The sequence below is a fragment of the Pseudoalteromonas sp. TAE79 genome (assembly GCF_000498015.1).
Classification (GTDB): Bacteria; Pseudomonadota; Gammaproteobacteria; order Enterobacterales; family Alteromonadaceae; genus Pseudoalteromonas.
The window spans coordinates 21,373-46,990 of the sequence record NZ_AUTL01000119.1 but is presented as its reverse complement, the minus strand read 5'-3'; the positions used below and the strand labels follow the sequence as shown (position 1 = coordinate 46,990).

General features: G+C 34.9%; 31 protein-coding genes. 9 read left to right on the top strand and 22 right to left on the bottom strand.

All coding sequences use genetic code 11. From position 1 onward, the window contains the following. Nucleotides 1–36: 36 nt before the first annotated feature. From L655_RS0107405 to L655_RS0107380, 6 genes are all read right to left on the bottom strand, one after another. Entirely contained in the window at nucleotides 37–570 is a 534-nt protein-coding gene (locus tag L655_RS0107405; protein ID WP_024604619.1) for a DUF1566 domain-containing protein, read from the bottom strand. Beyond that, a complete protein-coding gene (locus L655_RS0107400) occupies nucleotides 567–2,138 on the bottom strand; it encodes a DUF1566 domain-containing protein (protein ID WP_158000944.1) in 1,572 nt (523 codons plus the stop codon). The genes L655_RS0107405 and L655_RS0107400 overlap by 4 nt, the downstream gene beginning before the upstream one ends. 360 nt (nucleotides 2,139–2,498) lie before the next feature. Next, nucleotides 2,499–3,092, bottom strand: a complete 594-nt coding sequence (locus L655_RS1000000126255; protein WP_024604617.1) for a DUF6012 family protein — start codon at nucleotides 3,090–3,092, stop codon at nucleotides 2,499–2,501. Between the two features lie 264 nt (nucleotides 3,093–3,356). Beyond that, nucleotides 3,357–3,848, bottom strand: a complete 492-nt coding sequence (locus L655_RS0107390; RefSeq protein WP_024604616.1) for a hypothetical protein — start codon at nucleotides 3,846–3,848, stop codon at nucleotides 3,357–3,359. Between the two features lie 2 nt (nucleotides 3,849–3,850). Then, complete coding sequence (locus L655_RS1000000126250) at nucleotides 3,851–4,411, bottom strand: metal-dependent hydrolase (RefSeq protein WP_024604615.1); 561 nt, start codon at nucleotides 4,409–4,411, stop codon at nucleotides 3,851–3,853. A gap of 9 nt (nucleotides 4,412–4,420) precedes the next feature. Then, nucleotides 4,421–5,110, bottom strand: coding sequence for an LPP20 family lipoprotein (locus L655_RS0107380; RefSeq protein ID WP_158000945.1), 690 nt, complete (start codon nucleotides 5,108–5,110; stop codon nucleotides 4,421–4,423). A 273-nt stretch (nucleotides 5,111–5,383) separates the two neighbouring features. On the opposite strand from L655_RS0107380, the gene L655_RS0107375 reads away from it, so the two are divergent. Both L655_RS0107375 and L655_RS0107370 read left to right on the top strand, forming a co-directional pair. Next, the gene (locus L655_RS0107375) at nucleotides 5,384–6,052 is read left to right on the top strand and encodes a hypothetical protein (RefSeq protein WP_024604613.1); all 669 of its coding nucleotides are present in this window, start codon (nucleotides 5,384–5,386) and stop codon (nucleotides 6,050–6,052) included. Nucleotides 6,053–6,071: 19 nt separating this feature from the next. Next, complete coding sequence (locus L655_RS0107370; protein ID WP_024604612.1) at nucleotides 6,072–6,911, top strand: recombinase RecT; 840 nt, start codon at nucleotides 6,072–6,074, stop codon at nucleotides 6,909–6,911. 7 nt (nucleotides 6,912–6,918) lie between these two features. Here the strand turns inward: L655_RS0107370 and L655_RS0107365 are convergent, their stop codons facing one another. Beyond that, on the bottom strand, nucleotides 6,919–8,067 hold the full coding sequence (locus L655_RS0107365; RefSeq protein WP_024604611.1) for a cache domain-containing protein: 1,149 nt from the start codon (nucleotides 8,065–8,067) through the stop codon (nucleotides 6,919–6,921). 247 nt (nucleotides 8,068–8,314) lie between these two features. On the opposite strand from L655_RS0107365, the gene L655_RS1000000126245 reads away from it, so the two are divergent. The 4 genes from L655_RS1000000126245 (at nucleotide 8,315) to L655_RS0107345 (ending at nucleotide 11,352) form a co-directional block, all read left to right on the top strand. Continuing rightward, a complete protein-coding gene (locus L655_RS1000000126245; protein WP_024604610.1) occupies nucleotides 8,315–9,277 on the top strand; it encodes a RecT family recombinase in 963 nt (320 codons plus the stop codon). Between the two features lie 76 nt (nucleotides 9,278–9,353). Next, on the top strand, nucleotides 9,354–9,629 hold the full coding sequence (locus tag L655_RS0107355) for a hypothetical protein (RefSeq protein ID WP_024604609.1): 276 nt from the start codon (nucleotides 9,354–9,356) through the stop codon (nucleotides 9,627–9,629). A gap of 12 nt (nucleotides 9,630–9,641) precedes the next feature. After that, entirely contained in the window at nucleotides 9,642–10,754 is a 1,113-nt protein-coding gene (locus L655_RS0107350) for a hypothetical protein (protein ID WP_024604608.1), read from the top strand. A gap of 52 nt (nucleotides 10,755–10,806) precedes the next feature. Then, nucleotides 10,807–11,352, top strand: coding sequence for a hypothetical protein (locus tag L655_RS0107345; protein ID WP_024604607.1), 546 nt, complete (start codon nucleotides 10,807–10,809; stop codon nucleotides 11,350–11,352). A gap of 3 nt (nucleotides 11,353–11,355) precedes the next feature. Here the strand turns inward: L655_RS0107345 and L655_RS0107340 are convergent, their stop codons facing one another. Beyond that, nucleotides 11,356–11,607, bottom strand: a complete 252-nt coding sequence (locus L655_RS0107340; protein WP_024604606.1) for a hypothetical protein — start codon at nucleotides 11,605–11,607, stop codon at nucleotides 11,356–11,358. 110 nt (nucleotides 11,608–11,717) lie between these two features. Between L655_RS0107340 and L655_RS0107335 the strand changes: the two genes are divergently transcribed. The 3 genes from L655_RS0107335 (at nucleotide 11,718) to torS (ending at nucleotide 16,140) form a co-directional block, all read left to right on the top strand. After that, on the top strand, nucleotides 11,718–12,410 hold the full coding sequence (locus L655_RS0107335) for a DUF2913 family protein (protein WP_024604605.1): 693 nt from the start codon (nucleotides 11,718–11,720) through the stop codon (nucleotides 12,408–12,410). Between the two features lie 125 nt (nucleotides 12,411–12,535). Further along, nucleotides 12,536–13,267, top strand: a complete 732-nt coding sequence (gene torR / locus L655_RS0107330) for a two-component system response regulator TorR (protein WP_024604604.1) — start codon at nucleotides 12,536–12,538, stop codon at nucleotides 13,265–13,267. 17 nt (nucleotides 13,268–13,284) lie between these two features. Then, the gene (gene torS / locus L655_RS1000000126240; protein ID WP_024604603.1) at nucleotides 13,285–16,140 is read left to right on the top strand and encodes a TMAO reductase system sensor histidine kinase/response regulator TorS; all 2,856 of its coding nucleotides are present in this window, start codon (nucleotides 13,285–13,287) and stop codon (nucleotides 16,138–16,140) included. A 69-nt stretch (nucleotides 16,141–16,209) separates the two neighbouring features. Here the strand turns inward: torS and L655_RS0107320 are convergent, their stop codons facing one another. The 14 genes from L655_RS0107320 to L655_RS0107255 form a co-directional block, all read right to left on the bottom strand. Next, the gene (locus L655_RS0107320) at nucleotides 16,210–16,473 is read right to left on the bottom strand and encodes a hypothetical protein (protein WP_024604602.1); all 264 of its coding nucleotides are present in this window, start codon (nucleotides 16,471–16,473) and stop codon (nucleotides 16,210–16,212) included. A gap of 84 nt (nucleotides 16,474–16,557) precedes the next feature. Beyond that, nucleotides 16,558–16,944 carry a hypothetical protein gene (locus L655_RS0107315; protein WP_024604601.1) on the bottom strand — a complete coding sequence of 129 codons (387 nt, stop codon included), beginning with the start codon at nucleotides 16,942–16,944 and terminating at the stop codon, nucleotides 16,558–16,560. Between the two features lie 251 nt (nucleotides 16,945–17,195). Then, nucleotides 17,196–17,633 (bottom strand): hypothetical protein, encoded by a 438-nt coding sequence (locus L655_RS0107310; protein ID WP_024604600.1) that lies wholly within the window; start codon nucleotides 17,631–17,633, stop codon nucleotides 17,196–17,198. 74 nt (nucleotides 17,634–17,707) lie between these two features. Further along, the gene (locus L655_RS0107305) at nucleotides 17,708–18,181 is read right to left on the bottom strand and encodes a hypothetical protein (protein ID WP_024604599.1); all 474 of its coding nucleotides are present in this window, start codon (nucleotides 18,179–18,181) and stop codon (nucleotides 17,708–17,710) included. 271 nt (nucleotides 18,182–18,452) lie between these two features. After that, a complete protein-coding gene (locus tag L655_RS0107300; protein WP_024604598.1) occupies nucleotides 18,453–19,295 on the bottom strand; it encodes a hypothetical protein in 843 nt (280 codons plus the stop codon). Between the two features lie 77 nt (nucleotides 19,296–19,372). Further along, nucleotides 19,373–19,915 (bottom strand): hypothetical protein, encoded by a 543-nt coding sequence (locus L655_RS1000000126235; protein WP_024604597.1) that lies wholly within the window; start codon nucleotides 19,913–19,915, stop codon nucleotides 19,373–19,375. A 105-nt stretch (nucleotides 19,916–20,020) separates the two neighbouring features. Continuing rightward, nucleotides 20,021–20,818 (bottom strand): hypothetical protein, encoded by a 798-nt coding sequence (locus tag L655_RS0107290; protein WP_024604596.1) that lies wholly within the window; start codon nucleotides 20,816–20,818, stop codon nucleotides 20,021–20,023. A 74-nt stretch (nucleotides 20,819–20,892) separates the two neighbouring features. Further along, nucleotides 20,893–21,615, bottom strand: a complete 723-nt coding sequence (locus L655_RS0107285; protein WP_024604595.1) for a hypothetical protein — start codon at nucleotides 21,613–21,615, stop codon at nucleotides 20,893–20,895. A 74-nt stretch (nucleotides 21,616–21,689) separates the two neighbouring features. Continuing rightward, nucleotides 21,690–22,010 carry a hypothetical protein gene (locus L655_RS0107280; RefSeq protein WP_024604594.1) on the bottom strand — a complete coding sequence of 107 codons (321 nt, stop codon included), beginning with the start codon at nucleotides 22,008–22,010 and terminating at the stop codon, nucleotides 21,690–21,692. A gap of 512 nt (nucleotides 22,011–22,522) precedes the next feature. Next, entirely contained in the window at nucleotides 22,523–23,083 is a 561-nt protein-coding gene (locus L655_RS0107275; RefSeq protein WP_024604593.1) for a hypothetical protein, read from the bottom strand. Between the two features lie 316 nt (nucleotides 23,084–23,399). After that, nucleotides 23,400–23,873, bottom strand: coding sequence for a hypothetical protein (locus L655_RS0107270; RefSeq protein WP_024604592.1), 474 nt, complete (start codon nucleotides 23,871–23,873; stop codon nucleotides 23,400–23,402). Next, nucleotides 23,866–24,150 carry a hypothetical protein gene (locus L655_RS0107265; RefSeq protein WP_024604591.1) on the bottom strand — a complete coding sequence of 95 codons (285 nt, stop codon included), beginning with the start codon at nucleotides 24,148–24,150 and terminating at the stop codon, nucleotides 23,866–23,868. The genes L655_RS0107270 and L655_RS0107265 overlap by 8 nt, the downstream gene beginning before the upstream one ends. 16 nt (nucleotides 24,151–24,166) lie before the next feature. Then, nucleotides 24,167–24,490 (bottom strand): hypothetical protein, encoded by a 324-nt coding sequence (locus L655_RS0107260; RefSeq protein ID WP_024604590.1) that lies wholly within the window; start codon nucleotides 24,488–24,490, stop codon nucleotides 24,167–24,169. A gap of 82 nt (nucleotides 24,491–24,572) precedes the next feature. Next, nucleotides 24,573–25,058, bottom strand: coding sequence for a hypothetical protein (locus L655_RS0107255; protein ID WP_024604589.1), 486 nt, complete (start codon nucleotides 25,056–25,058; stop codon nucleotides 24,573–24,575). Nucleotides 25,059–25,618: the final 560 nt, after the last annotated feature.

The window sequence follows — 25,618 nt, the reverse complement described above, 5'->3', positions numbered from 1 at the left end:
CATAAAATAGCGCCTATATAATTCTATGTGTTTGCCTTAGTTGAGATCTTTAACCATTCTTATAAGTTTATGAGTAGTTACATCAGTCAAAAACTCACTACCATCGCTAAAATCTACGATCAATCCATCAACTCCTTGAGTAGGATTGATATTTTGAGCATCGAAAGTGTTAGTCCAATAAGCTGCAGACGGTGTTGAAGGGAACATGTTTAAGTTAATCGAAGGGGCTACACACGCACGCTCAACTAAGGAACCTAGCTCTTTAATATTTGGGAGCCGCCAGCCAGTAGAATCTAAATATTCTTCATTATCTCTAACTGTCGTTAGAGCTTGCTGCCACGAACTTACATTGAACGGAGTACCTTTACATAATCCGTCAGTATATGCCTGACCGATAGAACACTTAGTCCAAACTAGTCCATTAACTATGTCAGTAACTGTCCCGTCATTATTATCTAAAAACTGACCTTCAGGCTGTGATGGAGCGATCGAATCAAATTTACAGGTTTGAGCTAAAGCACTACCGCTTATTAAGCTGGTTAAACAAAGTGAAATTATTAGCTTTTTCATTGTGCACCACCTCGAACCATGCGAACTAAATTAGGAGTTTGTTTATTACAAAGTTTTGAATGCCCTGTATCTGATGAAGTGCACCATACAGCGCCTGTGCCATCTGCTGATGGATCAGAAGTTAAGTAATCACCAGATTGACTGTTAGGAAAATAAACTTCTGAATCCGCGCTGGGTGTACTTACGCTATAATTGTGCAGAGAAGCGATTTCGCTTGTTCTAGGTAATCTCCAGTTTTTGAACCCACAAACAGCAAGGGTATTCATTGCTTCTTGATATAATGAGGTGTTACAAGACTTCATAGATGCCATGTAATTACTTGCATCTCTTTCGGGAAAAGCACAAACAGAACTAATTGGGTAACTTGTACTCGTGAAATTCTCTCCACTTGAACCTTCAGACCCTCCATTAGTAGCCGAGTCAGCATTTAGCCAGTAATATGAATAATTAGAAGCCCTCCAGTTCGCATGTGCGCTATGGTACTTATAAGAGCCTTCTTTAACGGATGTATTTATTTCTTCTTTTAATGTTTTACCAGAAGAGGTAGGCAGCTCTTGTTGTGAATTTTTAACTTCCCACACTAAGCCAGTTCGGTTGTCTTGCACACAAGAAAACTGCTGTGCATTACTTGGTAGTGAGTTTCCTGAGTCATCAAGCTTAGTGAATGAAAAAGCAACTGGACCATCAAACGAAGGTTGGTTAGTTGAATCTCGACCATATTCAGCGTCTTGGCCTGGATATTCAGAATTAGCAGAAGTTGAGGCGAAGCTTTCACCATCAAACCACGTATCAATACCCGTATCATTCAAACCTACTTCACCAGGTATTAATAACGTTATTGTACTTAGCTCACCTAAAGAAGCATTAGTTGGCGACTCTAAGTTAATTACGACAGACTCACCACCCTCAGGAATAGTATCTGGTAAGAAATCTACCGCTATTTCAACTAGATTAGCCCCTGCAAGAACTGTTATCGGACTTTGAGTTATTTTCTCATAATCCTGCCCTTCTGTAGCAAGCCCACCCACAGTAAAAGGTATCTTCACATCTTTTTCAGAGGCAGTAGTTAATTGTACTTTTACGGTGTATTTACCTGCACCTTCGGTAACGGTAGCAAAATCAGTTAGAAATGAAATTTTACTATCTTCATCCTCATCACGTATGGTGATAACGCTTGTTTCAAAATTATCTCTGACCTTTGCATTTTTTGGGTCGCTGATGGTAACTGAAAAAGTCTCGTCATCTTCATCAAGAACATCACCAAGAATTTCAAAAGGTAAGGTTACAGAACGCGCCCCTTCTTTTATTACAGCTTGACCTCCTGAAGCTTCATAATCGACCCCTGATTTAGCACTCATAGGAGTGAAATCATAAGCAAAAGAAATATCTTTTTCATAGGTCGAAGATAGAGTAACTTCTATCGAACCGGATAGCTTTCCATTCTCAGGTTCCGTAATTGTTTTACTTTTTGAAACTGAAAGATAAACTTTCTGATCGTCATTTCCTTTAAGCTCATTATCTAGCTCTTCATCACACCCACTAAGAACAAGTGAGGATAATACCGCCAAAGTTACAGCACTTTTTTTCAATATCATGTTAAAACCGCTCTACGTTTATATCGTAGTAGCATTCTAACACTATACATTGAAACCGCAGTAAAATTGGTCTGGTTTTTTTAACTAAGATTGCATTTAGCGTTCATCACTCGATAAACCACTATTGAGCTGTTGCAGCTCTCTTGACTCATATTTAGCTATAGCACCATCTAAAACCTTCTTAAGACTTAGGGCTATTATTTACTGCACAGATATAAGGTTGTTATTCTAAAAGGCTATTGCACACTAATTCTAAAAATTCCCCTTCATACCACGCAATTTTATGAGAGTCTTTCATAAATATTCCATCTTAAATTTCAATTTACAGATCCGTTAAAATGAGTCGTCTACACTAGGCATGCGAGCTAAGTGCGAGTTGTATTTTCCAAATAGATGTGACCCTTTAATTGTCGGTAAAGGGTAGTTCTCAACTCTAGCAACAAGCATACTATCTTGATAAGAGTCTACGAAATCACCTTGCTTACGTGTTTCTTTTGCATTAAAAACTATTTCCATTCGGGCGTTGTAATTACAAGGTGTTATGCCATCACAAGGCATTCTGCTTTCTTGGCTACCATCATAAGTTGCGTACCACATAGTAGGATCTTGAGTAGCAAAATCATAATCTGAGTCAATTAGATTATAGTTAACCGTATGAACTAATATTCGCTCTGCATCTACAGACCATCTTGTTTTTAACGTGAAAGTTTTCATATCTTCGGGAATATCAACAAAAAAACCATTAATAGCTTTACGACCTTTTTTGCGCCTAACTACATTAATACGTTTGTTCGGATAAGGAGTGCATGCCACGACATCGATCCCCTGCTTTAGAACTAAATTAAGCTCAGGAAATTCAAGGTCAATTAACTCAACATGCACATCGCTATACTGATTATAAATACTTGGTGTTAGGTGTACTTTCATATTCGACATTCCAATATAAATTATTCTTAACTTTGATGCTAAACACTTTTATTCTTGAATAGGCCTTATTAATTGCATCCGATAATTGTAATTAATAAGAGCTTATATAAATAGAAGCTTTGCGTAGGCATAAAAAAACCGTAATTGAATACGGTTTTTCTATTGAATTTCAGATATAAATAGAAATTTTAAAATTAATTAGCTATCTTCCGTTACAGCTAAATAGATCCAATAAACTTTAAAATATTCAACTAAATTAACGTATTAAAAAGATATAATAGTTTTTAGATAAACTTGCAATCTGTCCATGATATTAAGAACTGGGATACCGTATCCAAGATAGTAAGGCTCTTCTATAACCACATGACCTTGATCAGTGTAAAACTTCAGGCTTGGGTGAATTTTATTAAACCCCATTACTTCCGAATCACTATAACTAATCGTCTCAGGTAAAACTGTACGAATTATGAAACTGTCAGTTTTAGAAGTGTAATCCCAAGCAACCCAAGGGCTATTGTTGATAACAGTTATATTTGCGTTAATATTCTCTAAATCGAAATTTAAAACATTTTTTTCATCAACAATATTATATGTGAAACTTTGATCACTAAATTCAGGTACCACACTTTGAAATAGAGTGGCTACTTCTTGTGGAAGCACTTCATCTAACGATGCGTTAGCATCAAATTCTTCTACGGCAAGTTCAGGTAAAATCCCGCTTATTTTTATTTCGCTTGTTACAGTATTATTTTCCATATCTAAATCCCTAAGTGAAACGCGTCAAGATACCCCTCAATCTCATACGCTATATTAAATCCAAGCACATGCATTGCTGCAGTGCTTACTAAAGTCATTGTTACTAGATATTCAACAAGACCACCGGTACGAAAAGTTAAAGGCGCTCTAATTACAGTACTTAGAGGCCATAAAAATCTTACGCCGGCTGGTGTAAGTGCGTCACCTAAAATATGTGCACAAAATCCGAACGCAAATGCAATCGCTATACTTTGTTGGCCCGCTATTAAGTAAAGACAACCAGCTAATGGCCAAATAGAGTGAGTAATCCCCCGACTATGAGTATTCTCACTCCAAGGTAATAGCCGTCTGTCTCCCTGTAAATAACTAAGAGGTACAGAAACAAACTTTACCCTACGCCCCAATAATGAATCGGGATGGTCAATATCTGGTAGTAATGCAGCAAAACCTACGATAATAAATAGAAAAGAATTTTCTATAAAATCTAGTTCATATTCTAAAAACAAATTTTTAGTTAATACCCAGCACGCGCAAGCAGAAGCTGCATGATTTCTACCTAACATAATGGTGTCTTATGACTTCCCAACAGATATTGAATCGTCAGGAGTAGCTGTAATTGGTTTTTTTATTTGCTCAAGCTTTTCAATTGCAGAGTTGCGATCCAACGAACGACGTCGTAATTCAGCTTCAATCTCTTTATATGCTTCTTTAGCACTAAGCTTCGTTTCGCTTTTAACTTTGCGAGATAAAATCTCAGCTTGTTGGTCATATGAAAGATGTAAAAGCGTATAAACTGTATACTTACCTTCGTGGTGTTCAAAATGGCTATCAACTGTGCTCACACCTACAATATCAGCAGAATCAACAAATTTAGTTACTACTGACTCTGCATCCGTTTGTACGTTCCCTTTACTATCAGAGCTCATAAATGAACGCTCACGACCTGATACTTCTTGATTTAAAGTCTTAGCAATTGAAAACTCTGCATTCAATTTAGCTTGGTTCATTGAAAACTGTAAGTTTGTAGAAGAAGCAGTACCTACTGCATACACACCAGAACTATCATTCTGTGGCGGTTTGAAAAACCATTCAGGTATGCTTTGAAAAGCTTCTTCCTGAGCTTCGAATTTCTTTGCTTGAACTTCTTGCTGGTGGGCTTGGTAATCATCAACAGCAGCGTTACTTGAACAACCGCCCATAAATATTACAGATACAACAGCAGCAGCTACGGTATTTTTTTTTAAAAGTAAGGTATTGAACATATTTAAACTCTCCATAAATTAAATTACTCCCTCATTCTACTCAGTTCTGAAAACGCGCAACCCCCAATATGTACCTTTCAAAAAAAAGATTGGGACAAAGCTTTAATTTATTTAAGTAAGTATGCATTCTTTTTAAGAACACCTAATAAACAAATATGAAAACTTATGAACAGAAACTTACTAAGGTGATTAATTTAAATCAGATTTAGGATGTTGCGGGATTTGTAAGGTATGGAAAAATGAATTTAATAACTAATCAACTACGGGTGCAATATGATTTTTTCGTTCGGCCAGTTCATAGATGACTTAAAAAAGCATTTCATAATAAATAATACAAGTGATCAAAATCATGTAGAGGAACAACTTACTCACATTAAAAATTACATCGTTACTTCGTGTGCTGGGTCTGCATTAAAGCAATCAAGTTTACACTCAATAGAACGAGCTGTAGCTACTGCCGTAAAACTTAAACTTAGCTTTATACCAAAGGACGGTAGTTGCTCATTAATGAAAATACAGGGGTCAGAGGAATTTACTTTATCATTGGGTTTGCCTGCGATTAAGGGAATTATAGCATCGATAAGTGAGCTTGAGCTCCTAACTCTTAAAACCTGCTATTTAGAAAACTCTTACTCAATAAAAGACAATACCATTGTTATAAATAGAAATAATAATGATAGTTCAACGGCAAGTATTAACGGCGCTATCTGCAGTCTTAAACTTAAAGGTGATATAGCTATAACAATGGTTACTGTGGATGAGTTAAAAAAAACGCAAGAACTTCTGGGTCAAGATAAGAACAAAACTCTGACGCCTGAATTTGCCCAAATATGCGTTTTAACACGCGCATTTAAAACTATCTCAGCTGGATATGGAACCCATTTAGCAGAGCTGAAATTCATCTTAACGACGATGCAATACGCTAAATTCCATCAATATTAAATTTTATAAGGTGTTGGTAATGTCTCTAATTGAAAAAAATCTTTTTAAACTAGAAAAACTTTATACTGCTAAAGCAAAACAAGAAAACTACACATTCTTGAAATTTAATGTGGAATCTAAGTTGATCAATCGAATGGCTGATAAACTTTTAACTCAAAAAAAAATACCTATAAATAAAATTGACCTCAATAGTCTTAATCACGCATTATTTACTGCCTGCTCACTTGGATTAACCCTATACCCTCCTTTAGGGCATACAGCATTAAGTATAGAATACTCAAGTAGCGGTACAGCGTACTTTAAACTTCATGTTACCTACAAAGGGCTACTTCATTTATGCTTTGAAGCCGGTGCAATCTCCACCGTATCGAGTTGGGTCATTCATAAAAATGACAGAGTTCAATTGTCAAATGACATTACAACAAAACCAAATATTGAAATAGAAAACCTGTTTGGCGATCGCGGTCCTGTCGTTGGAGCAATGTGTACAATAATGGTTCCTAATGGCGATTATTTAACTACACATATGAAAATTGATGAATTAAATAACATTGCATCCATGAGTGGGAATAGTGGGTGGGATAGTGTCTTTGTGAACGAGTTTAGGAAGAAACAAGTATTAAAAAGGGCTTTGAACACAGTTGCTTCAACTTATCATGGCCGCTTAAGTAGCGCTGCTCAATATTTAAGTGAAGATGATATGGATCTATATGAAGAGACTGAGGCGATTACTGAAACGAAACCAAAAAAACACTTCAACCATTGCAGGCAAAATGCTGCGGCGCCAGTACCAGGAACACGTGCTGAACAGCATTTCAAATCTCCGACTGAGTTAAACAAAACTCAACTACTTAATTGAGTTTTTTTTATTTTTTCGTTTTTGGAAAAAAATGGCGGTAAACTGAATACTGGATTAGGAAAAGAGCTAAGACCATTAACGCTTCTAAAATATAAAAAAATGAAAAATTAATTGAAAAATCTTCGTGCTCTTTTTTTATTCCACCAGCTCTTCTTGTATCTTTTTTTTCTACAAGTGCAAAGACGCATAAAATTGGGATTCCCATATCTAGAATTGGTGAGTAATATAAAATGCTTCCATCTGCATTTCTTATCGAGCCAGGTGATTTTAAATTTAACAATTTTCTATAATTATTATCACTTTTAAATTTATCTTCAAGCGTGTAACCATAGACATTGTTATTCTCAGTGTCGGCTACCATTAACCCATCAGGATTTACTAGTGTAATCCTGGCATTGCTATCAAAGGTAATATCTTTGATTAAATTAAGTGTGCCGGTAACACTACTAATCGCAATATCTACTCCAACTACACCTATAGGGTTATCTTTTTCGATTATTGGCATTGAAAAGGAAAATATTAAATTGTCTTTGCTTTGCACTGTACCGTAATAAGGCTCTATAAAGCACGTTCCCTGATTCTCAAAAAGACAGGTGTACCAACTGTTTCTTGGATTACCCAACTTACTCATTTTATCCATTTTAATAAGGTATTCAGGAACTAGATCTACGTATGTGCTTCCATCATCGGCTAGTGAGTAATACAGAGAATAGCGCCCTACTTCATTACCAAGTTTTTCTGAGTTATTAATAAAGAGTGCATCATCCCCGAGAGCGTTTTTTTCAAACGTCGTATAAACACCTAAAATCATTAAGCTTGAGTGTAAAATACTTTTAGAAAACTCTGAGATTAATGTGCGTTTTTGGTATTCGTTTAAAGAAACGTTTCTTTGAATACTCATTACTTGGGTTTGTAATGTAATTGCCTTCTCTTTTGCTTCGAGGATTTGCTTATTTAATCTCTGAGTCGCGAATGTCATCCGCTTTTGAGATTGTTCAGTATATGAACTATCAATCATTTCTTCATTACTAATTAAAGAATGTTCATTGACTGAACTCAAACCAGACACAAGTAAAGAATAGCAAATAAATATTACCGAAATAATAAAACTAACTATTAAAGTTACACGTAACCATAGCAATTTACGACCCTGCATGTGTGCCCTTAATTTTAGTATTAACTTCCCTAAGTTAATACTAAATCTTATTTATCACAATAGACCACCTGTAGAATAAAATGTAAGAATGTTAACAGAAAAACGTTTTCACTATTATGTGTGAAAAAATATTAATAGAAGTCTTATTAATTGGTCTTTTTGGGGGTTGCGCGATTGAACGATGGGCTCATTCTAAACCTATTAAAGTGAACACTGCTATTTAAAGGTATTAAAGAGGGCTAACGCTATGCAACAGAGTACTAACTATCAATCAAATAACAATCAAAACACGTTCAATAATAATAATCTTCCTGGTCCCGGCCATCCTGCATACATGCCGAGCCACAGCACCAATATTCAAGCTCAATCAAACAGGTCTCGTAACGACAAGGCACCTTCTCGCAATGATAATTCTAATAACAAACAAAATCGCGCTGTAGTAAAAGCGGACTTTACTGTTATTCGAAAAATATTAGATGAATGTAAGGGAGATTTCGAAAATATAGTCACCTCAAATGGCTTACAAATTAAGTTTTTTGAAGAAGCTATTTACGCGCAGCAGTTAATTGAAGCTAACTACAACAATACCCGCGATAAAAGTTACTCACTTGCTTCTGCTTCACCCGACTCAATTAGAAATGCGCTTATCCTAGTAGCTAATAGCGGGCTGACTCTAAACCCTCAACTTAAGCTCGCTTATCTGGTGCCGAGATGGAACTCTAAAGCCGGAGTTCTTGAATGTCATTTAGAACCATCATACAAAGGCTTGCGCCGTATTGGAATTGATTCAGGCGCAATCGACTCTGTAACGGCCGAGCTTGTTTATGACACAGATGATTTTGAGTGGGCGGACAAGTTCACTAAGCCGATTCATAGATTTGACCCATTTAAATCAGCTAGAGGCAACCTCAGAGGTGGTTACTGTTTGGCGAGACGTACTGACGGAAGTTTTATCTGCAGTCCTGTAACACTTGAAATGCTTACGAAAGTTCAGGGGTTATCTAAAGGTGGTATATGGGGTGTTTGGTTTGAGCAAATGGCACTTAAAACAATAATACGTCAGGGCTTTAAAGATTGGCCAATTGGAGGATCAAACCCTCAAATGGTTGCGCGAGCTGAAGCCCTACAGTCCTACATTAATTTCAATGATAAACACTCTACTGAAATACAGCATGACAGCAGTGATAGTAATAATGAATTAACTTATTAATTAAATTAAGTCTGATTTCTTCCTACTACCTTAAGGAGCTGCGCTAAGAGCAGCTCATATAACTGAGAGATAAATAATGAAAAATAACAATCAAACAGAATTATTAGTACAGCAAATGATTAAGCAATTATTAAATAAAGCAGGTGTTGAAACGGTGTCAGATGCTGAAAAAGTATTAAATAAACTGGTAGCTGTTGCAACACAGTCAGTTGAAACTTTAATTGACCATGATACATCAATATCGATGCTCAATGGTGTTATTAGCGCTTCAGAGGCAAAACAGAAATTCGCTGCAGTGGGATTTGAACGTGGCCAAGAACATATTTTCAGAACACCAAGTTATATTCAATAATTGAGGAAGCCCATGGTAAATAAATTCAAATATCAGGCTGTTTTACGTAATGGAAATGGTGAATCTACAATAGTTAATACTATTGAAGGCCGGCTTGGTCATGTAATAGAGTTAGTTAAATGCGCGGAAGGAGTAGAAGAAAGGATATTTGGATGCTTTGGTACCCAAACATTTGAACCAGAAATTTTGATGACTAAATTTACACATCAAGTATTAGAGCTGGTAAAGCAAGGTTTGAAAATAACTCACTCAAATACACCTATAAAATTAGTGTCTGCTGATTTACCTAATTCCAAATTAAACCATTGTGACACTAAGGTTGTTAACTACGATGAATCTAAGTCGTATCTAAGTAATCAATCTTACATTTTTAAAAGTGTCAGTGTAGGCATAACAGCACTGCTTCTTATAAATGAGAGACAAGTAGGAGATTTGGGAGTTTATGGCTTAGATAGCTCACCTCTTCCAGTACCAGTCGAAATTGTATCGATTCTTTATAGATTGAGTCACATTATAAAAGAACAGGCTATATTGGAGGTAGTTTTCATAAATGACTGTGAGGTACAAATAGCAGATATAAAGTTTGGAATAAACTCTAGTTTAAGTAATACCTTTACCGATCATTATAAGAAGCTCGAACAGATAGAAAAGAAGCTACCTACTGGCATTAAGCTAATAAACTATGCCTGCACCCATAAAGAAAAGGTAATGATGGTTGAATCTGCCAAGGCTTCCGGTCATTTGATAAACATATCACCAATAATGTTCAATGAAGATAATCAAGAGAGGTTATTAATGAATTTAAGTAAAAAGGCGACTCTTATGGTTGCAGCAATAGACGAACTAACGGCTAAAGCAACTTTATGTATGAAAGTAGAAGGCGTTCCAATTGAAATTGCGACAGTTAAATTACGATCAACCATGAATTTATCAACATTAGACTTGGTAGATATTACGTACACCTCTCTTTGCTCAAGTGGACAACTTATGAATGTTGATATTACGTCACTAAGTGATGCACTAGATATACCTAGTAATGACGAGCTTACATCATTGCTTGGTTATTCTAAATCATATAAAGAAAGCTACACAAATCATTCTAAAGTCGTTCAATTGAAACGATAGATTTACTTGAGGCGCTGCGATAGACTACGCATTCAACATAGAGCGTATTAAAATGATAAATTTAATTTATAACAATCTTTACTTAGCAATAGGAATATTGATACTTAGCTTTTATTTTTCTAATAAATTGTACTACCGGTATAAAAAACATAACGGTATAAGTAAGACAGGTAAAAAAACTAAATATTTACTAAGGGCATTACCTGAAGAAGACTCTGAGTGTAAGTTGTATCTCAGTGTGCTTAAAGAACTAGGAGACTATTATCATATTCAATTTGGTACAAGCTTAGCCAATGTGGTTAGTGTTGCAGGTTCGTCTGAAGCTCTTCAAGGTCAGGTAGATATTTTAATATGCAAAAAAAACACGTTAACCCCTGTATTGGCCATATTTCTTACTTCAGGTGGATTGATTTGGTTTCATGAGCAAAGTGAAGGGATTTCAGTTTTAAAGAGTATTTCTGATGCTGGCATCCATACAATAAATATACCGAAGCAGGATTACTACAATAGCGACCGTTTGGTTAGTGAGGTTTTAGACGCGTTAGATAAAGATGATTATGGCGCGGATGAAGTCGTTTTTAAAGAAAAAGCCAAGTAGCACTTACTTGGCTTTCTTTTTTAAAGATTGCTCAACTAATTTTGATATTATTCCAAAAGCTATACACAACGCTAAAGGCATTATGAGGCCTACTTCTATAGCACTTTCTCTACTTAGATAGTTAATTAACAATCCAATTAATCCACCAAAAATGAGCATAAAACTCAAATGACTTAAGAACTTTACTTGCTGCTTAAAGTAGCAAATAAAGATAATCAACGAACTTAGTGCCGCAACCAATAAACTTATATTCATTACTCACCTATTTATTTTGTTTATACCAATTTTTCTTTAAAATGGCAGTGGGCTTGCGCATTTATAATATAGCGTATTATAAGCTTTTAAAACAGATTGAGGGCTAAATTATGAAACGTATATACAAGCAAACAAATACAGCTGAACAACTAGGTCACATGGCTTGGAGTGCATTAATTGCCACTAGCATAGCTAAAAGTGACCCTAGTAAGAAACTTAACAACCGCATAGCAGTTAATAAGTTTATCGCACACTGGGCATTAAAAGCTCAAAGAGAGACGCGGTTTGGGTTAGTTATGAATAGTGAGTTGGCTATTTGGATCAGTAATGGCAGTAAAAACGCTATGGTAGCTAAATTAGAGCAAAACCTAATGCATATTTACGATTCATACTTTAAGTTGCTCAAATCTCACAAAGAGTTCCCTGCAAGTTTCAAACGAAGAATTGATAACGCAAGTAAACTACTTTCTGAAAAAGGTAATTGGGATATTCAAATAGGCTTAGAGCGCGATTGGGTTAAGGACGGAGAGTATAATTGTACAGCTGAAAACACAGCTATTATATTAAAAGAACACATGGATATTTTTGATAACGTTGGTCGCTTCGAACACCCAATATCGCTAGTCATTAACAGCAACAATAAAACTGAAGCTATTGAGGCTTTTTACAGTACGGGTATTTTACTTTTTCTTGAAGCTAGCAATGTCATTGACGGTAAACAGCAATATAAATTCTCAATCTGGCCTAAAAATTCAGCTCCAGACAATCTTCAACCTGCCAAAATAGAAAAATTAATATCTTAATAATATAGTTTACGCCAGTTGAATCATCGGTATACTGTTGATTATTAGTCAATAATTAAGATAAGTTGCGTATTCGTTTCAGTTGACCCTGCGAGTATCAATTTTAAATAAGCATAAGGGATAGTATGTCATATAAAACGTTACTAGTTGAAGATGATCCAGTTTTAAGAAAGAAAATGGCTCATTATTTCAAAGAGGCGGGTTATCACGTATTTGAAGCGGACAATGGCACTAGCATGAGAGCTATTATTGAGAAGAACAGGATTGATTTAATATGCCTGGATGTAAATCTTCCCGGTGAAGATGGAATTCAATTAACGCGATTCCTTCGTTCAATTTCTGATATAGCAATTATTATGGTTTCGGGTCGTTCTGAAACAATAGACAGATTAATAGGCTTAGAGATGGGCGCAGATGATTACGTAACTAAGCCTGTTGAAATGCGTGAACTTTTAGTACGTGCTAGAAACCTTCTATGGAGAATACAATTAACACGCGATGCTAAAGAACAAGCTGATGCGGCTTGGGCACAGCTTGAAAAAGATGATTCTACTTTTAAATTCCTTAATTTTTGTTTTGATGTTCAAAAACGTACACTCAAAAAGAATGATGAGACAATTAAGGTTACTCGTGCCGAATATGAATTGCTGGTGGCATTTATCACACATCCAAACCGAGTACTCAGCCGCGAAAGGCTTCTAAACCTGATAACACACAGAGTTGATACTCCAAGTGATCGAACCGTAGACGTTTTAATTAGAAGATTACGGTCAAAAATGGAAGATGACATCAAAAACCCTTCAATTTTTATAACTTCTCATGGTGAAGGATATTTGTTTACACCTGAAGTTAACTAAACTAAAGGCCTTAGTACTTGCTTAATAAAAAGTTTAATATTGGTCCTAGACTGATGATCCCTGCTATTTCTATCTTCATTATATATGGTATTTCTTTGTCTGTTTGGTGGTATTCATTTACAATTATCAATGAACAAGAAGTGATGATAATTGACGATACATTGCCAGACCTATTAACCGCAAGAAAAGTTAATGAGCTAGATAACCAAATTCTTTTTATTGCACAGAATATGGCATCCGTTAAACAATTGGGTAAATTAAAACAGTATGAGTCTGAAATTAAGACTCATACTGCCAGCTTACTGCAGCACATTAGCAAATTAGAACCTGGTTATAGCAGCTTAAAATTACGCGATACGTATAATACTATAGTCATTTCACTAGACAGCTACATTGAAAGCTCACTCAAGATGGTTACAGTTCAATCTGAAGTCAAAGAACACACTAAGAAATTCACTCCCCTGTTGAATGAGCTTACAGATATTACGAACTCTCAAGAAAATAATTTAATTAGTAAAATAAACACCTCTGCTGATACTTTACGCGCGATGATAGATAGTGACTCATCTAAAGACGAATTAAAGGAGAATCTTGATTTATTCTTTAAGATAGACATTGTGAAATCTCATTTAGCATTATCTATTACAAACTATACTGAAGCTATTAATGATGAATTAGCCAAAGCCGTCATTACTAATAATATAGATAATCTAAATAATATAAACGATAGAATAACTACTTTACTTGCTAGAATTGACACTGCTAACAACCTAATAAATACTGATCATAAATTCCATCAGTTGACTAATTTAATAGCCGCTATTGAACAAAGCCATGAACATTTAGTGTTTCTACTTAAATCACGGATCAATACACAAAATGATTTGAAGACCTTACGAAACGAACAACTAGACAACTTCTTTATACTTAATCAAAAAGTTGATTCGATAGTTGAAGATACTTATTTGCGTTCAAAAAACTCTTTTTCTGAAGTGTCTAAATTAACTGACCATACCTATAATTTGCAAATCTATCTGACTCTATTTTTTCTTGCCATTTTTGGATATGCGATCTACTACATCTTTAAAAATATCATCCTACGATTAAACGAGATAACCAAAGTGGTTAAACGATTAACTGAGGGCGATTTATTAGTGGAAATACCCAGTACGGGTGCTGACGAAGTAACTGAATTGAGTGTGGCATTGAACTCTTTTAAAGAAAATTCAAAGCAAATTAAAGAGCACAAAGACGAACTCAAACTACTGGTAGACGCAAGAACCAAAGAGCTTACTAAAGCCTATGAGAAACTAGAACAAGAGGTTGCTCTACACAATGAAGCACGGCAGTTAGCAGAGGATGCTAACAAGGCTAAATCTTCATTCTTAGCACATATGAGCCATGAAATACGAACACCTATGAATGGTATTGTAGGCACCGTTCATTTACTAGAGGATACATTACTTAATAGTAGCCAAAGTAGATACACTCAAACGATTGCTAAGTCGGGCTCAATATTAATGGGGATTTTAAATAACGTTTTAGATTATTCCAAAATCGAGGCCGGTTATACTGAGATAAGTGACCGTAGTTTCTGCTTACAGGACTTAATTGATGATGTGCTAGATATACTCCAAGCTCGAGCAAAAGAAAAAAATGTAGATTTAAAATCAGAAGTCAGTAGCAGATGCCCTGACTGGATATATGCTGACCACGGCAAAATAACTCAAATCTTAGTTAATTTAGTTGGCAATGCAATTAAGTTCTCGCTAGAAGGCTTTGTAACTGTAAAAGTCGATACTAAAAATAGCATTGGTAGCAACGAATTATTAATTTCATTCTCTGTTATCGATGACGGGATCGGAATTGCTGAAAGTGAATTAAAAAATATATTTAAGCCATTCGAACAAGCAAATAATAATAACAGTGGTACTGGGTTAGGTTTGGCCATATGTCATAGATTCATTAAAATACTTGGCGGTGCATTAACTGTTAAAAGCTCTGAGTCAGATGGCACTTGCTTTAGTTTTGACCTGCCAATTCTGACAGGAGTTCCTGGCACTAAGAATAGACATAAATTTAATGATTTTGTAGAGCCACCACCGCTAAACGTATTGTTAGTAGAAGATAATGAGACGAATGTTTTAGTTGCCGTTGGTTTTCTAAAGAAACTTGGCCATGACGTCACTGTTGCTTACTCTGGTGAAGAAGCTACTGACGCAATTGAAGCTAAAGATAAGCAACACTTCGACATTATTTTAATGGATATTAACCTACCAGATACCGATGGGGTATCACTCACGCATAAACTTAGAAAAATTACTGGCCGGGAAATCCCTACTATAGCTTTTTCGGCTCATGTTTTCAGGCAAGATGTAGAGTCCTATATAAAATCGGGTCTTAATGGCTTCCTAGGAAAGCCTGTTAAATTAGATATTATGGCAAAGACTCTGTCGCAGGTTTACTATCAAGGCCATGCTTCGACAACATTAGCTCTTGATAAGCACGAAATAAAGGAAGAAAAACTTCCAATGGATGCATTTGATCTTTTCGACCCAAGCATTATTGAGGATGATATGGAAATTTTGGGAAAGGAAACTGTTATTGATGTAATAGATACGTACCTAAATCACACTCTGACGTTAATAAACAAACTTTCCAAGGCTGAGTCAATCAATGAGATAAAAGACCTTACCCATAGCCTTAAGAGCTCTTCTGGGACAGTTGGGTTAATTTCATTGAGGGAACATTGCGAGACTTTAGAAAAATTGTGCCTAACAAAACCAGGCATAGATGAAGCCAAGTCACAAATTCTATTAATTCTTCCATTATATGATCGCTCTGCAGATGCGTTAAAAAAAGCTGTATTTTAAGCAAAAAAAAACCAAGGGCGAACGCATAAGCGAACTGGCATCTTTCGATACCCCCTTGGTTTTTTTCAGCTACTTCTTAACGCGAAGTGAGATTAATTGAAGTATTGCGCCTAGAGCTATTAACCCTACACCGATAAGTGCTGGAGTTGTTTCACCCTTAGACATTGCGATACTTAATAAACCTGCACCTGTTGTATTTGCAGCGATATTACTTAAAAAAGCACCTACATCATCTTTCTGTTTCTGATGAGCTTTTTGTTTTTTTATAACTTTAACCTTTTCACTTGTAGTGACAAAAAGGCGATTTTTTCGTTTTTGTTTTTTAGACGCCATATGATTACCTTATCTTAGTAACCCAAATATCAAGCGCAAAAACACCTTTCGGGCTTTTAGGCCCGAATGGGTTGAGTTTATTTATTAACTTGAACTATACGATAGAACCGTTCTGAGCCCTGGTAGAACCTGTACTGTATCAGCAACAATCTGAAAAAACAGAGTTGTTAAAACACCGATACAAAGAACTGTCCACATAGGCTCAGCATCAACAGAAAAACCTGCTTTTAAAATACTCAAAACCACTAGTGGAATGAATAAACTCAGTGATGCTTTAGACATTATGCTTTTAACCATTGCTGGCATATAAAACGTAATTACCAATAGAACTGACATTAAAATTAATATTACTGAAGAACTAGCAACCGTACCTGAAACATCAGATCCATGAACTCCCGTTGAGAAAACAACAATGGAAGAACATATAACCGCATTCTTAGTAGTAAAAATTTTAGATGATTTGATTTCCATAATATTTATCCTAAACCCTACCGAAAAAATCCCCCTACTGGAGTTGATTCCCAGAAGGGTGTTGTTGTAAATGAGTTTGACCTTGATTGCTCAAGTGTCTTATCACTATCGATTTAATTACGAATTAATATAGCTATTAATACGCTCATTATATTTTTGCAGTCCACATTGAATGTGTTCAACAAATGTTAGTTTTACTTATATTGAACTGCGACCTAATTGGGCCTGTCAGTTCTCATCTTCTATCTTCTTTAAACCTTCATACTATTTTTTACAAACGCAGTAAGAGCACCAGATTTAATGTAGATATTTAAATCTAATTGCCAGACCTTAACGTTTCTACTCACTGAATGAAGATTTGGTGATATTGATAAAAACTCTTTTTCTAAAATTAAAGCTGTTTCTTTTAACAATGACGTACTTATTGGATAAGTTGAGCCACCAGCTGCTGTTACGTCAGCATCTGATGCTCTACCTCCCCAAGGGCAGGGTACAGGGTTAAAACAAACGTTATATTCAACTTTAAAGTTATTTTTTGAGCCTAAAATCACACCAAAAGTACCTGTTGGCACATTAGATTGAGACGAATTACCTACTAAAACAAAATCTCCTGGCATTGGGTTGTTAAAATTTCTATTCAACACCAATAAATTCGCCTTATTAGATAAACTTTTCTTTACTACTTGCATGATATTCCTCCACGAAATAATGAAGGCATACAAATACCCTAGAGGGCATTTAGTATGCCCTTTAGGGTTGGTTTTTAAATGGTTACACTTTTGCTAATAAACTGTCTCAAATAGTCATTTGAGAAAAAGCAGTCACTATATTTAGGGTGATGCTTAACTGTTTCGAACATTGGCGGGTATACACCTTCATTTGAGATTTCATCAATTTCAGTAATAAAATTGATGAGCTCATCTGCCGGCACTTCTAATAGCGCGAAATACTTACCTTCAGGTACAGTATCCAACACCACTTCAAGGGTAGGATCATAATAAACATTACCTATCTTGAGCCAAGCATGTTGTATCGGGATCAAGTGGTGAACTATACCTAATACATACGAAGCATCTAATCGCATAGCCAACTGTAAACAATTATCATAACAACGATTTTGTTTAACTGTTTTGCTGGCGATACTAGCTAGTGTTTCATTCATACTATCTACAGTGACTTCACTTAATTTATTTGGGTTAAGTCCATGTGATAATTTGATAAATTGCTTTAATGACATTGCTATTCCTCCACAGAATAAAAAGAAGGAACAGCCCCTAAGTGGGAAAGTTCCCACAAGGGTTTAGTTATATAAATTATTTATATTAGAGCTAAAGAATACCGAAAAGATTAAGTATCGCCATTACTGGACGTGAAGCGATATAACCGATAGGTGCACAAGCTACTACTAATAAAATTTCCATGATTGCCTCCAAAGCAAATATTTTGGGGCAATTCTCCCGACTGGAGTTTTGCCCCAGTTGGGTTGGTTTTTGGTTAACTATTTAAAACTAATTAAGGTTCATACCTTTATAAAGTTTCATTTCCTGTTTAATTTCATGAGAATGCACTGCCCCGCTTTGTTCTAGACGAAATCGGGACATAAACATCACTTCTTTGGCCATTAAACGTAAAGACTTACCTAAAATTTCCATTGGATTTTTACCAATCTCTAGTAAATACCCTTCCATGGAAATTGAACTAATACACTCACCTTCCCAATGCAATTCAAATATGCCAGTAAAGCACTCTGAATAATCATTGATAATGTGTTGCAAAGCCTTTTGTAAGCGTTTCTCGCTAGGCCAATCACTTAAACAGAAATGACGATATTGCTTTGAGATAACTAAGCTACATCGGCCAATACTATTTTTTTTAATTACCTGAGTTTGTCCGTGACATTCAGAATATGAAAGTACCTTTTTTATAAGCTGATTAGCATTTTTCTTAAACAGACTCATCATGAAATCAAATCGACCAATAAAGCGCCTTTCGAACATTTCAAATCTTTCAATTAAAAAGCCATTCTTCAACTCATTTATTAAGTTAGAAAATTGAAATTTACATTTCGTATTTTCTTTTTCTGGTAGTTCTGGGCCTATCACTACTTCAAAGTTATGAGCTTCAGATAAAACCTGTTCCTTAAGCAAGTAAGCATAAGTAGCACGTATGTGCTCAAGCTTAGAGTCCTCACTTAAAATGATAGGTTTATCTGAAACAAAGCTTATGCTTACTTTATTGCTCTCTGAAATATCAACCTTTAAATATTCAACTAATGTTGAGAATTCAGGAAAATCGAGTTTCATAGAGCCAGTAATGTAAGCAGTAACGATTTCATGTAATGTATTTTGCATAATAATTCCTCCACAGAATAAAAAGAGGAACTATCTCCCAAAAGGAAATGTTCCCCTTTGGGTTAGTTTTTTAAAAGTTACAAAACGCCATTATTAAAATCGGAAAGCATCTTAATAGAGCGTTGCATAATATTTTCCATTATCTTATTTTTTCCAGTAAACCAATTTAACCATTGTTCCCAATTGCTAGGTTCTGGATTAAAAACCGGCGTTTCAAAAATAGATGATGTAACAGTTGTATCTTTAAGCAGATTCATAACTCTATCAACTAATACACTTGGTTCAGTGATAGTCGAAAAATCGAAAGGTGGTTTTTCTATCAATCGAGTTACTGCGTCTTTTTTCAGTTCTGTAAGTCCGGCTGAATTAAAACCATCCAAGAAGAAATAACGCGCAGTAGAGTCATTTTGGATATAGTAAGTAAAGTACTGCGAATTTGCGCCAACCTCTAAAGGAAAAAGCAAACTACCCGACTCTCTTAACATCCACACATACTTAATGTTTCCGTACTTCTGCAAAATTCTCAAATCACACAAAACATCGTCTTTATAATGAATAGGTAGATTTAATTTTTCAGAAAGTGCTTTTAATACAGTTTTTGTTTGCTCAAGTGATTTCATGGTTATTCCCCACAGTTGGTTTTGAGGGGATAACACTCCCAAAGGGATAGTTATACCCCTAAGGTTTGTTTAAGTTTGTTTTAGTAATTTACATTAACGTAGATGCTATGCTTCCAATCCAGTTTGTAACAACTTATCAAGGAGAACAGCAAAATTAGGCTCTAATGTTGTTTTAACCTGAGACTTGATTTTTCTACGGATCTTTATTCTTAGTTCAGCTAAAAGTGGCTCACGAATTTCCCAATCAACGATGTTCTTATCTTTAAAAGCTTGAACTTCAGTGTGAATGATGTCAGCAATTAAATTCAAATCATCAGTAGATCTATTTTCATCAGAAAAACGCTGTGCATCATCTACTAACGTGAACTTGGTAGCTTCGTGGTTAGAATCGAATTCAACAGTAAACTTGTCACTGTTGTTTAATATCGCACTCCATAATTCAGTCCCCATATCATCAAAGCATAACTCAGGCATTTGATTGGAAGTTACCTTCACAAAGCGAATTACCTTAAAACGGCTGCTATTCAAATAACCAAAAGCAGGCAAGATTATATTTAATGATGGCGATGAATCGTTATCTGAAGATATAACTTTATAGCGGTGCACTTGGCGTTCAATATCGTAAATGCAAACTGCGAAACGATACCCAACTTCAGGCCAGAAACAACTATTTGAATTGTTGAATTTTGGTATGAAGCCATTGAACCATAAACTAAAAAGCTCTTTGATTTTACCAATTAACACTTTTGAAGGTGTTACATTAGCTAATTCAATAAATGGTGATTTGTTCTTAAAGGAAAACACTTCATCATTAAAAGTTAATTCAATTTGTGTGCCCACTAAAATGCTATTCACATCAGAAATGAAGTGAGATTTGTTTAGGTTGATAGCTTGATTATTCATGTTTACTCCACAGTAGTATTGTGAGGTATTACATGCCCTTTCGGGTATGAAATACCCCGAAGGTTTATATGTTATTAATAAAATCTATTACGAACTGGCTCAACTCCATCAGCATTAATTAGGACGTCATCGACAATCTTGTTAATGTTTTCAGGAAATGGTCTTTTATCTGAATCTAACTGTTTAACTAATACTTCTTTTCTTAACTTAGCTTTACGAGCTTTTAAATCTGCTAATAATTGATTTAATTGCTGTTCTTGCTTAGTTAAATATTTCCATTCCTCATTATCACTTTCAATTAGTAACTCTTCTGAAAAAGTAACTGCATTGACTCTGTAATACTGATTAACCCTTGCTTCCTCAGTCTCATTTGCGAGATTGATTAAGTTTTGTAAGTGTTCTTCAGTAATTTTAGTGGCGACTTTAGAAAAGTTAACATCATTAAATGCATCTTTAACGCTATCCCGTACTTTCTGCTTTCCAGCATCACTACGATTTTTATTAAGATGTAAAAAGTAATTGAAACTAACTTTAAATTCATAAGTATCTTCATGCGCGTGTATATCTAAACGATAAGAAACAAATGAATTTTCTACAGTACGACGGTAAGGCATAGCGGAATGTATCAAGTTATTTGGCACTAAATCTTTTGGGATAAAGATAGCTACAGCTTTGGACATAGAATAGTTTTGATCTTCAAAATCGAAAGTATCGTAGATTTCAATGATTGCTTTATCTAGTCCAGTAAGAGAATAGTTAAAAGTATCAAATTTGCCTTTAGTAGTTGTAATAATCATTTTATGTGTCCTCCACAGACTTTAATAGAGGCAAGACTCCTAACGGGAGTAATGCCCGGTAGGGTTTTTAATAGTTAACGTACTGCAATGTATTCATCAGATTTAATTAATCCACGAAACCTTGCCCATTTTTGTAGTTCAATTTCAGCATCCGATTTATTAGTAACTCTTTTATTAAATCGACCTCTGAACTGAATTACTTCACCTGTATCAAAATAAACGCAATTTTCAATACTATCGAAAAGGCCGCGTATATTTTTTGGTGAATTGGTATTTAATTTTTTCCATTGAGGTTTACCTGAATTAGTAGTGCTCAACCTAGAAGAAGGTTTTGAAACTTTCTTTGGTTTAGAAAAAATTGAAATAAGTGCGTTTGTGAAATGTTTTATAAACATTGTGTTCCTCCGAAAAAAACAGGTAACACAACCCAACGGGAAATGTGGAACCCGATGGTTGAATATAAATTTTGGTTTAATGGTTAATCCAGAAATTCATAACGAATTAATGGGCCTGAAGGAATATCCTAAAGGTAAGTAAACTTACAGATTTGCGTGTAAAAATATTAAACATCAAATCAATAAGAGCTAAATATTTCGGGGTGAAATATAAAGCTGCTAGTTTATGTAGTGAATCTATTTAATCGGTTAACGAGAAAACAGAGGGTTCTAGGTGGGTGTTGAACAAGTCACCAGAACGGGGTTTAAAGTAGCGTTCTTCTACTGGGGTATCAACTAAAACAAAATAGAAAAGTATCTTATTAAGTGGTAGTTGAAAACTTACTTTAAAATCACATTTAGAATCCAAAGAATGGAAATAAATGAAAGCTAAAAGGCTTAGAATGAAGGTAAAGTAAGTGGGTGGAAATTCAGGTCAGAGACTCGCTTAAACGAGGCTCTAAATGATTATTTCAGAAAGGTATTAGCTCATCGTCAAAGTCATAAACAGGTAAATTGCTTAAAACCAATGATGCAGCCTCATCTTTTAACTTCTCAATATGCTCTAATTGAGTATGTCGAGCTGTCTGAGCTTCAAGAATCGATGAGTAACCATCAGCATCCCAATATATCTCAGATTCAGGAAAGTCATCAAGATAACCAAAATGATAACCTTTATCGCTTAAACCAATAAAGTTTTTCACTTCTCTTCTGTCATCTTCACAATACCAATCTGACTCAGAAATTATGCTAATAATATCGGTATTTGCATGCTCTTTGTTATAAAGGTTTAAGGCACTACTATAAGCAGCGATATATTTACCTTTTAAATCAATTGATAACTCACCTAGAGCTTGATCTATCATCTTGACATATAAATCAGGAACAATATTACCGGATGTTATTGCAAACCAAGTTAAATCATCTGTATCGTTAATAAAACTTTTAAAATCAATGGTTTTATTTGTAGCAATCGCAGTGTCTATTTCTACTAAGGTTTGTGCAAAACTTCTTATAATCATTTTTATATTCATAATGCTTATCCTGTATAAAAAGGCAAAGCACTATCCCATAAGGGCAATGAATTGCCCTTATGGGTTTATATAGTCGGTAACTTAAAATTACCGCTAGTTTTAAATCAATTTTTTCTATATAGCTAACCGCTATATAGAAAAATGATATATCAGAATCAAGTCTGAACGTTTTTATTTGAATATTACAAATATGAAAACTTACTTTCACAATGTAATTTAATTAAAATTATCATACTAAAAAAATCAAGAAAGGTCGATCATTAATAACGCTAAACAATGAACATGTAGTATTTTGATTAAAAACACATTATTCAGTTTAAAGTTCCTCAGAAAACACTTCTAATTTTTCAAAATCCCAATATGCTTTTCCTGAAACGCCTGCTCCAGTTATAAAAACTACAGTCATCTTTTCAGGATATATTTGGGATTGATAAAGCTTAACAGTCATACCTATATATTCATCTAAACATGATACTTGCTCCAATAAATCCCATTTATTTGGATCAACCGTTGTAAGTGTTTTAGTGAATACGATACGAGCAAAGAAATCGCCGGCTAAAAGTCCAGTTCTTAACTTCAGCATACTAGCAATACTTGATAACTCACAATGTAAGTCCCAGTTAAAATCATCAAATTGCTTTGCAATCAATTCATTTTGTTTGAGGCTTTGGTTGTTGGTCCATAGGGCAAGAAATGCATCCGTAAATGATTGCTTTAACCATCCTTTGCGAAATAATCGTGTTGCCGTAGCTGTTAAACTACTTTTAATTATGGGTGTAATGTTAATCATTGAATAACACATCCCTTTCAACTGAAGTTAAATAAGCGCTAATTTTGTTTAATGAAACAAGCCTTTTATTAACCTGGTAAATATCAATCATCTGTATATCAAATTTATTGCCAAAGTTTTCCATAATGATGCTTTCAGTTTCATTATAGTTCTGTGCAATAACGTACTTATGAAAAGTATCAGTTAACCCTGAACCTGAACCTATGATCATCATGCTTTCGTTCAAGCATATTGTCACAAGGTAAATGTTATATTCGGGCGCTAATGTTTTTAACATGAGTTCTCCGAATGGGTTATTTAATCTTTTCGATGTATTTAATTGCTCTTGAAAGGCTAAATTTACCTGACCAATTCAATAATCGCTCTGATCTAACTGAACTTCTTATTGTATGGCGTTTACTTTTATTCGTTAGCTCGCTGTGTTCTCTGCAATGCAAATCTTCAACGGCAAGTAAAAAGCGAATATCATTTAGTGCAACTTTCAAGTCTGATTTAAGTTTTGATGATTTAATTAATTTGCGGCCAAGATAAAAACTAACAACACTAGGAATGGTTGCAGTTAAAATGTTTCCACCAGCTTTAATTAATTCAATAAGTACTTTTGGGTCGTTTTCCATGTTGTTCCTCCACAGGCGGTTTAAAGGGAACAATAATGGCCCTAAGGTCATTAAGTCCCTTAGGGGTTGGTATTATTTAAAGTTAAAGAATTTTCCAAGTAAATTTAGTTTCAATTTCTCCGTCGAGACCAGATTGGATTTGAGGGTATAATTCTAAATCACCTTCAAGCTCTGATCCTTCGTTGAAATTTAGTGAGATAATTTCGGCTATATAATCGAATCCTAAACTAGGCTCAATCATTCCTGCTTCTCTTAAATCACGTACTGCTTCATCTTCATTTACTTTGATACCTGGGTGCAGTTTACGTCCATAAGTTACAATATCGTCACTGCTATAAAGCTTCAAATAACCCTTAACTCCATTAATATCTTTAACTTCAACTAAAAAATGACCATTAAGACATTTGTAAGCTTCAGTACTGATTGGAACCGGGTTGTTTGCTGCAGAAGTATCAAATATTTTTTCCTCATGAGACCAGGTGTTTTCCCAAATATTAAAATTTAAAATGCTCATTTGAGTATTTTTAGTGTTAATGCTTTTTGGGTTTAGGTTAGCGTAAAATTTCATAGTTGTTGCTCCACAAAAATCGGACACAACACCCTAATGGGCAAGTTGTGCCCGAAAGGGTTAGAAAAATAAGCAGTGGTTTAAGTTGCTTTATTTCAGTTATTTACTTAAGTAATCAGACGTTTTATCGTTGATATAAATAAGTACATTAAATTATCAAAGGTTATCCTATTAATGTTCTTTCTTTAGTTAAGTGAATTGCTTAGCCAAAGTCGTTTTACATATAAGAAACTTCCAAATACAGCTAGTGTAAAAATGAAAGTTTCAGTAAGGCCGTAAAGATTATTAATTAGGTATAAACAGCAAATAAAAATCGGGATATAAATACTCAAGATTACATTCGCTACAATTGATGGTTTTAACATGTGTTTCCTCCGAAAAAGCCAGACAAATCACATGCGCCAGAAGCGGATGGACTTGCTGGCAAGGTTGGTTTTTAATTTATCAATATGATGGTTTCATAAAGACAATTCTGGCTGTGGGTAAATACAGGCAGATTAAGAGGCGTAACAAGAAGTTAGAGGCCTTAGGCAAAGCTATTTTTGAGTAGTGCTTTTTTC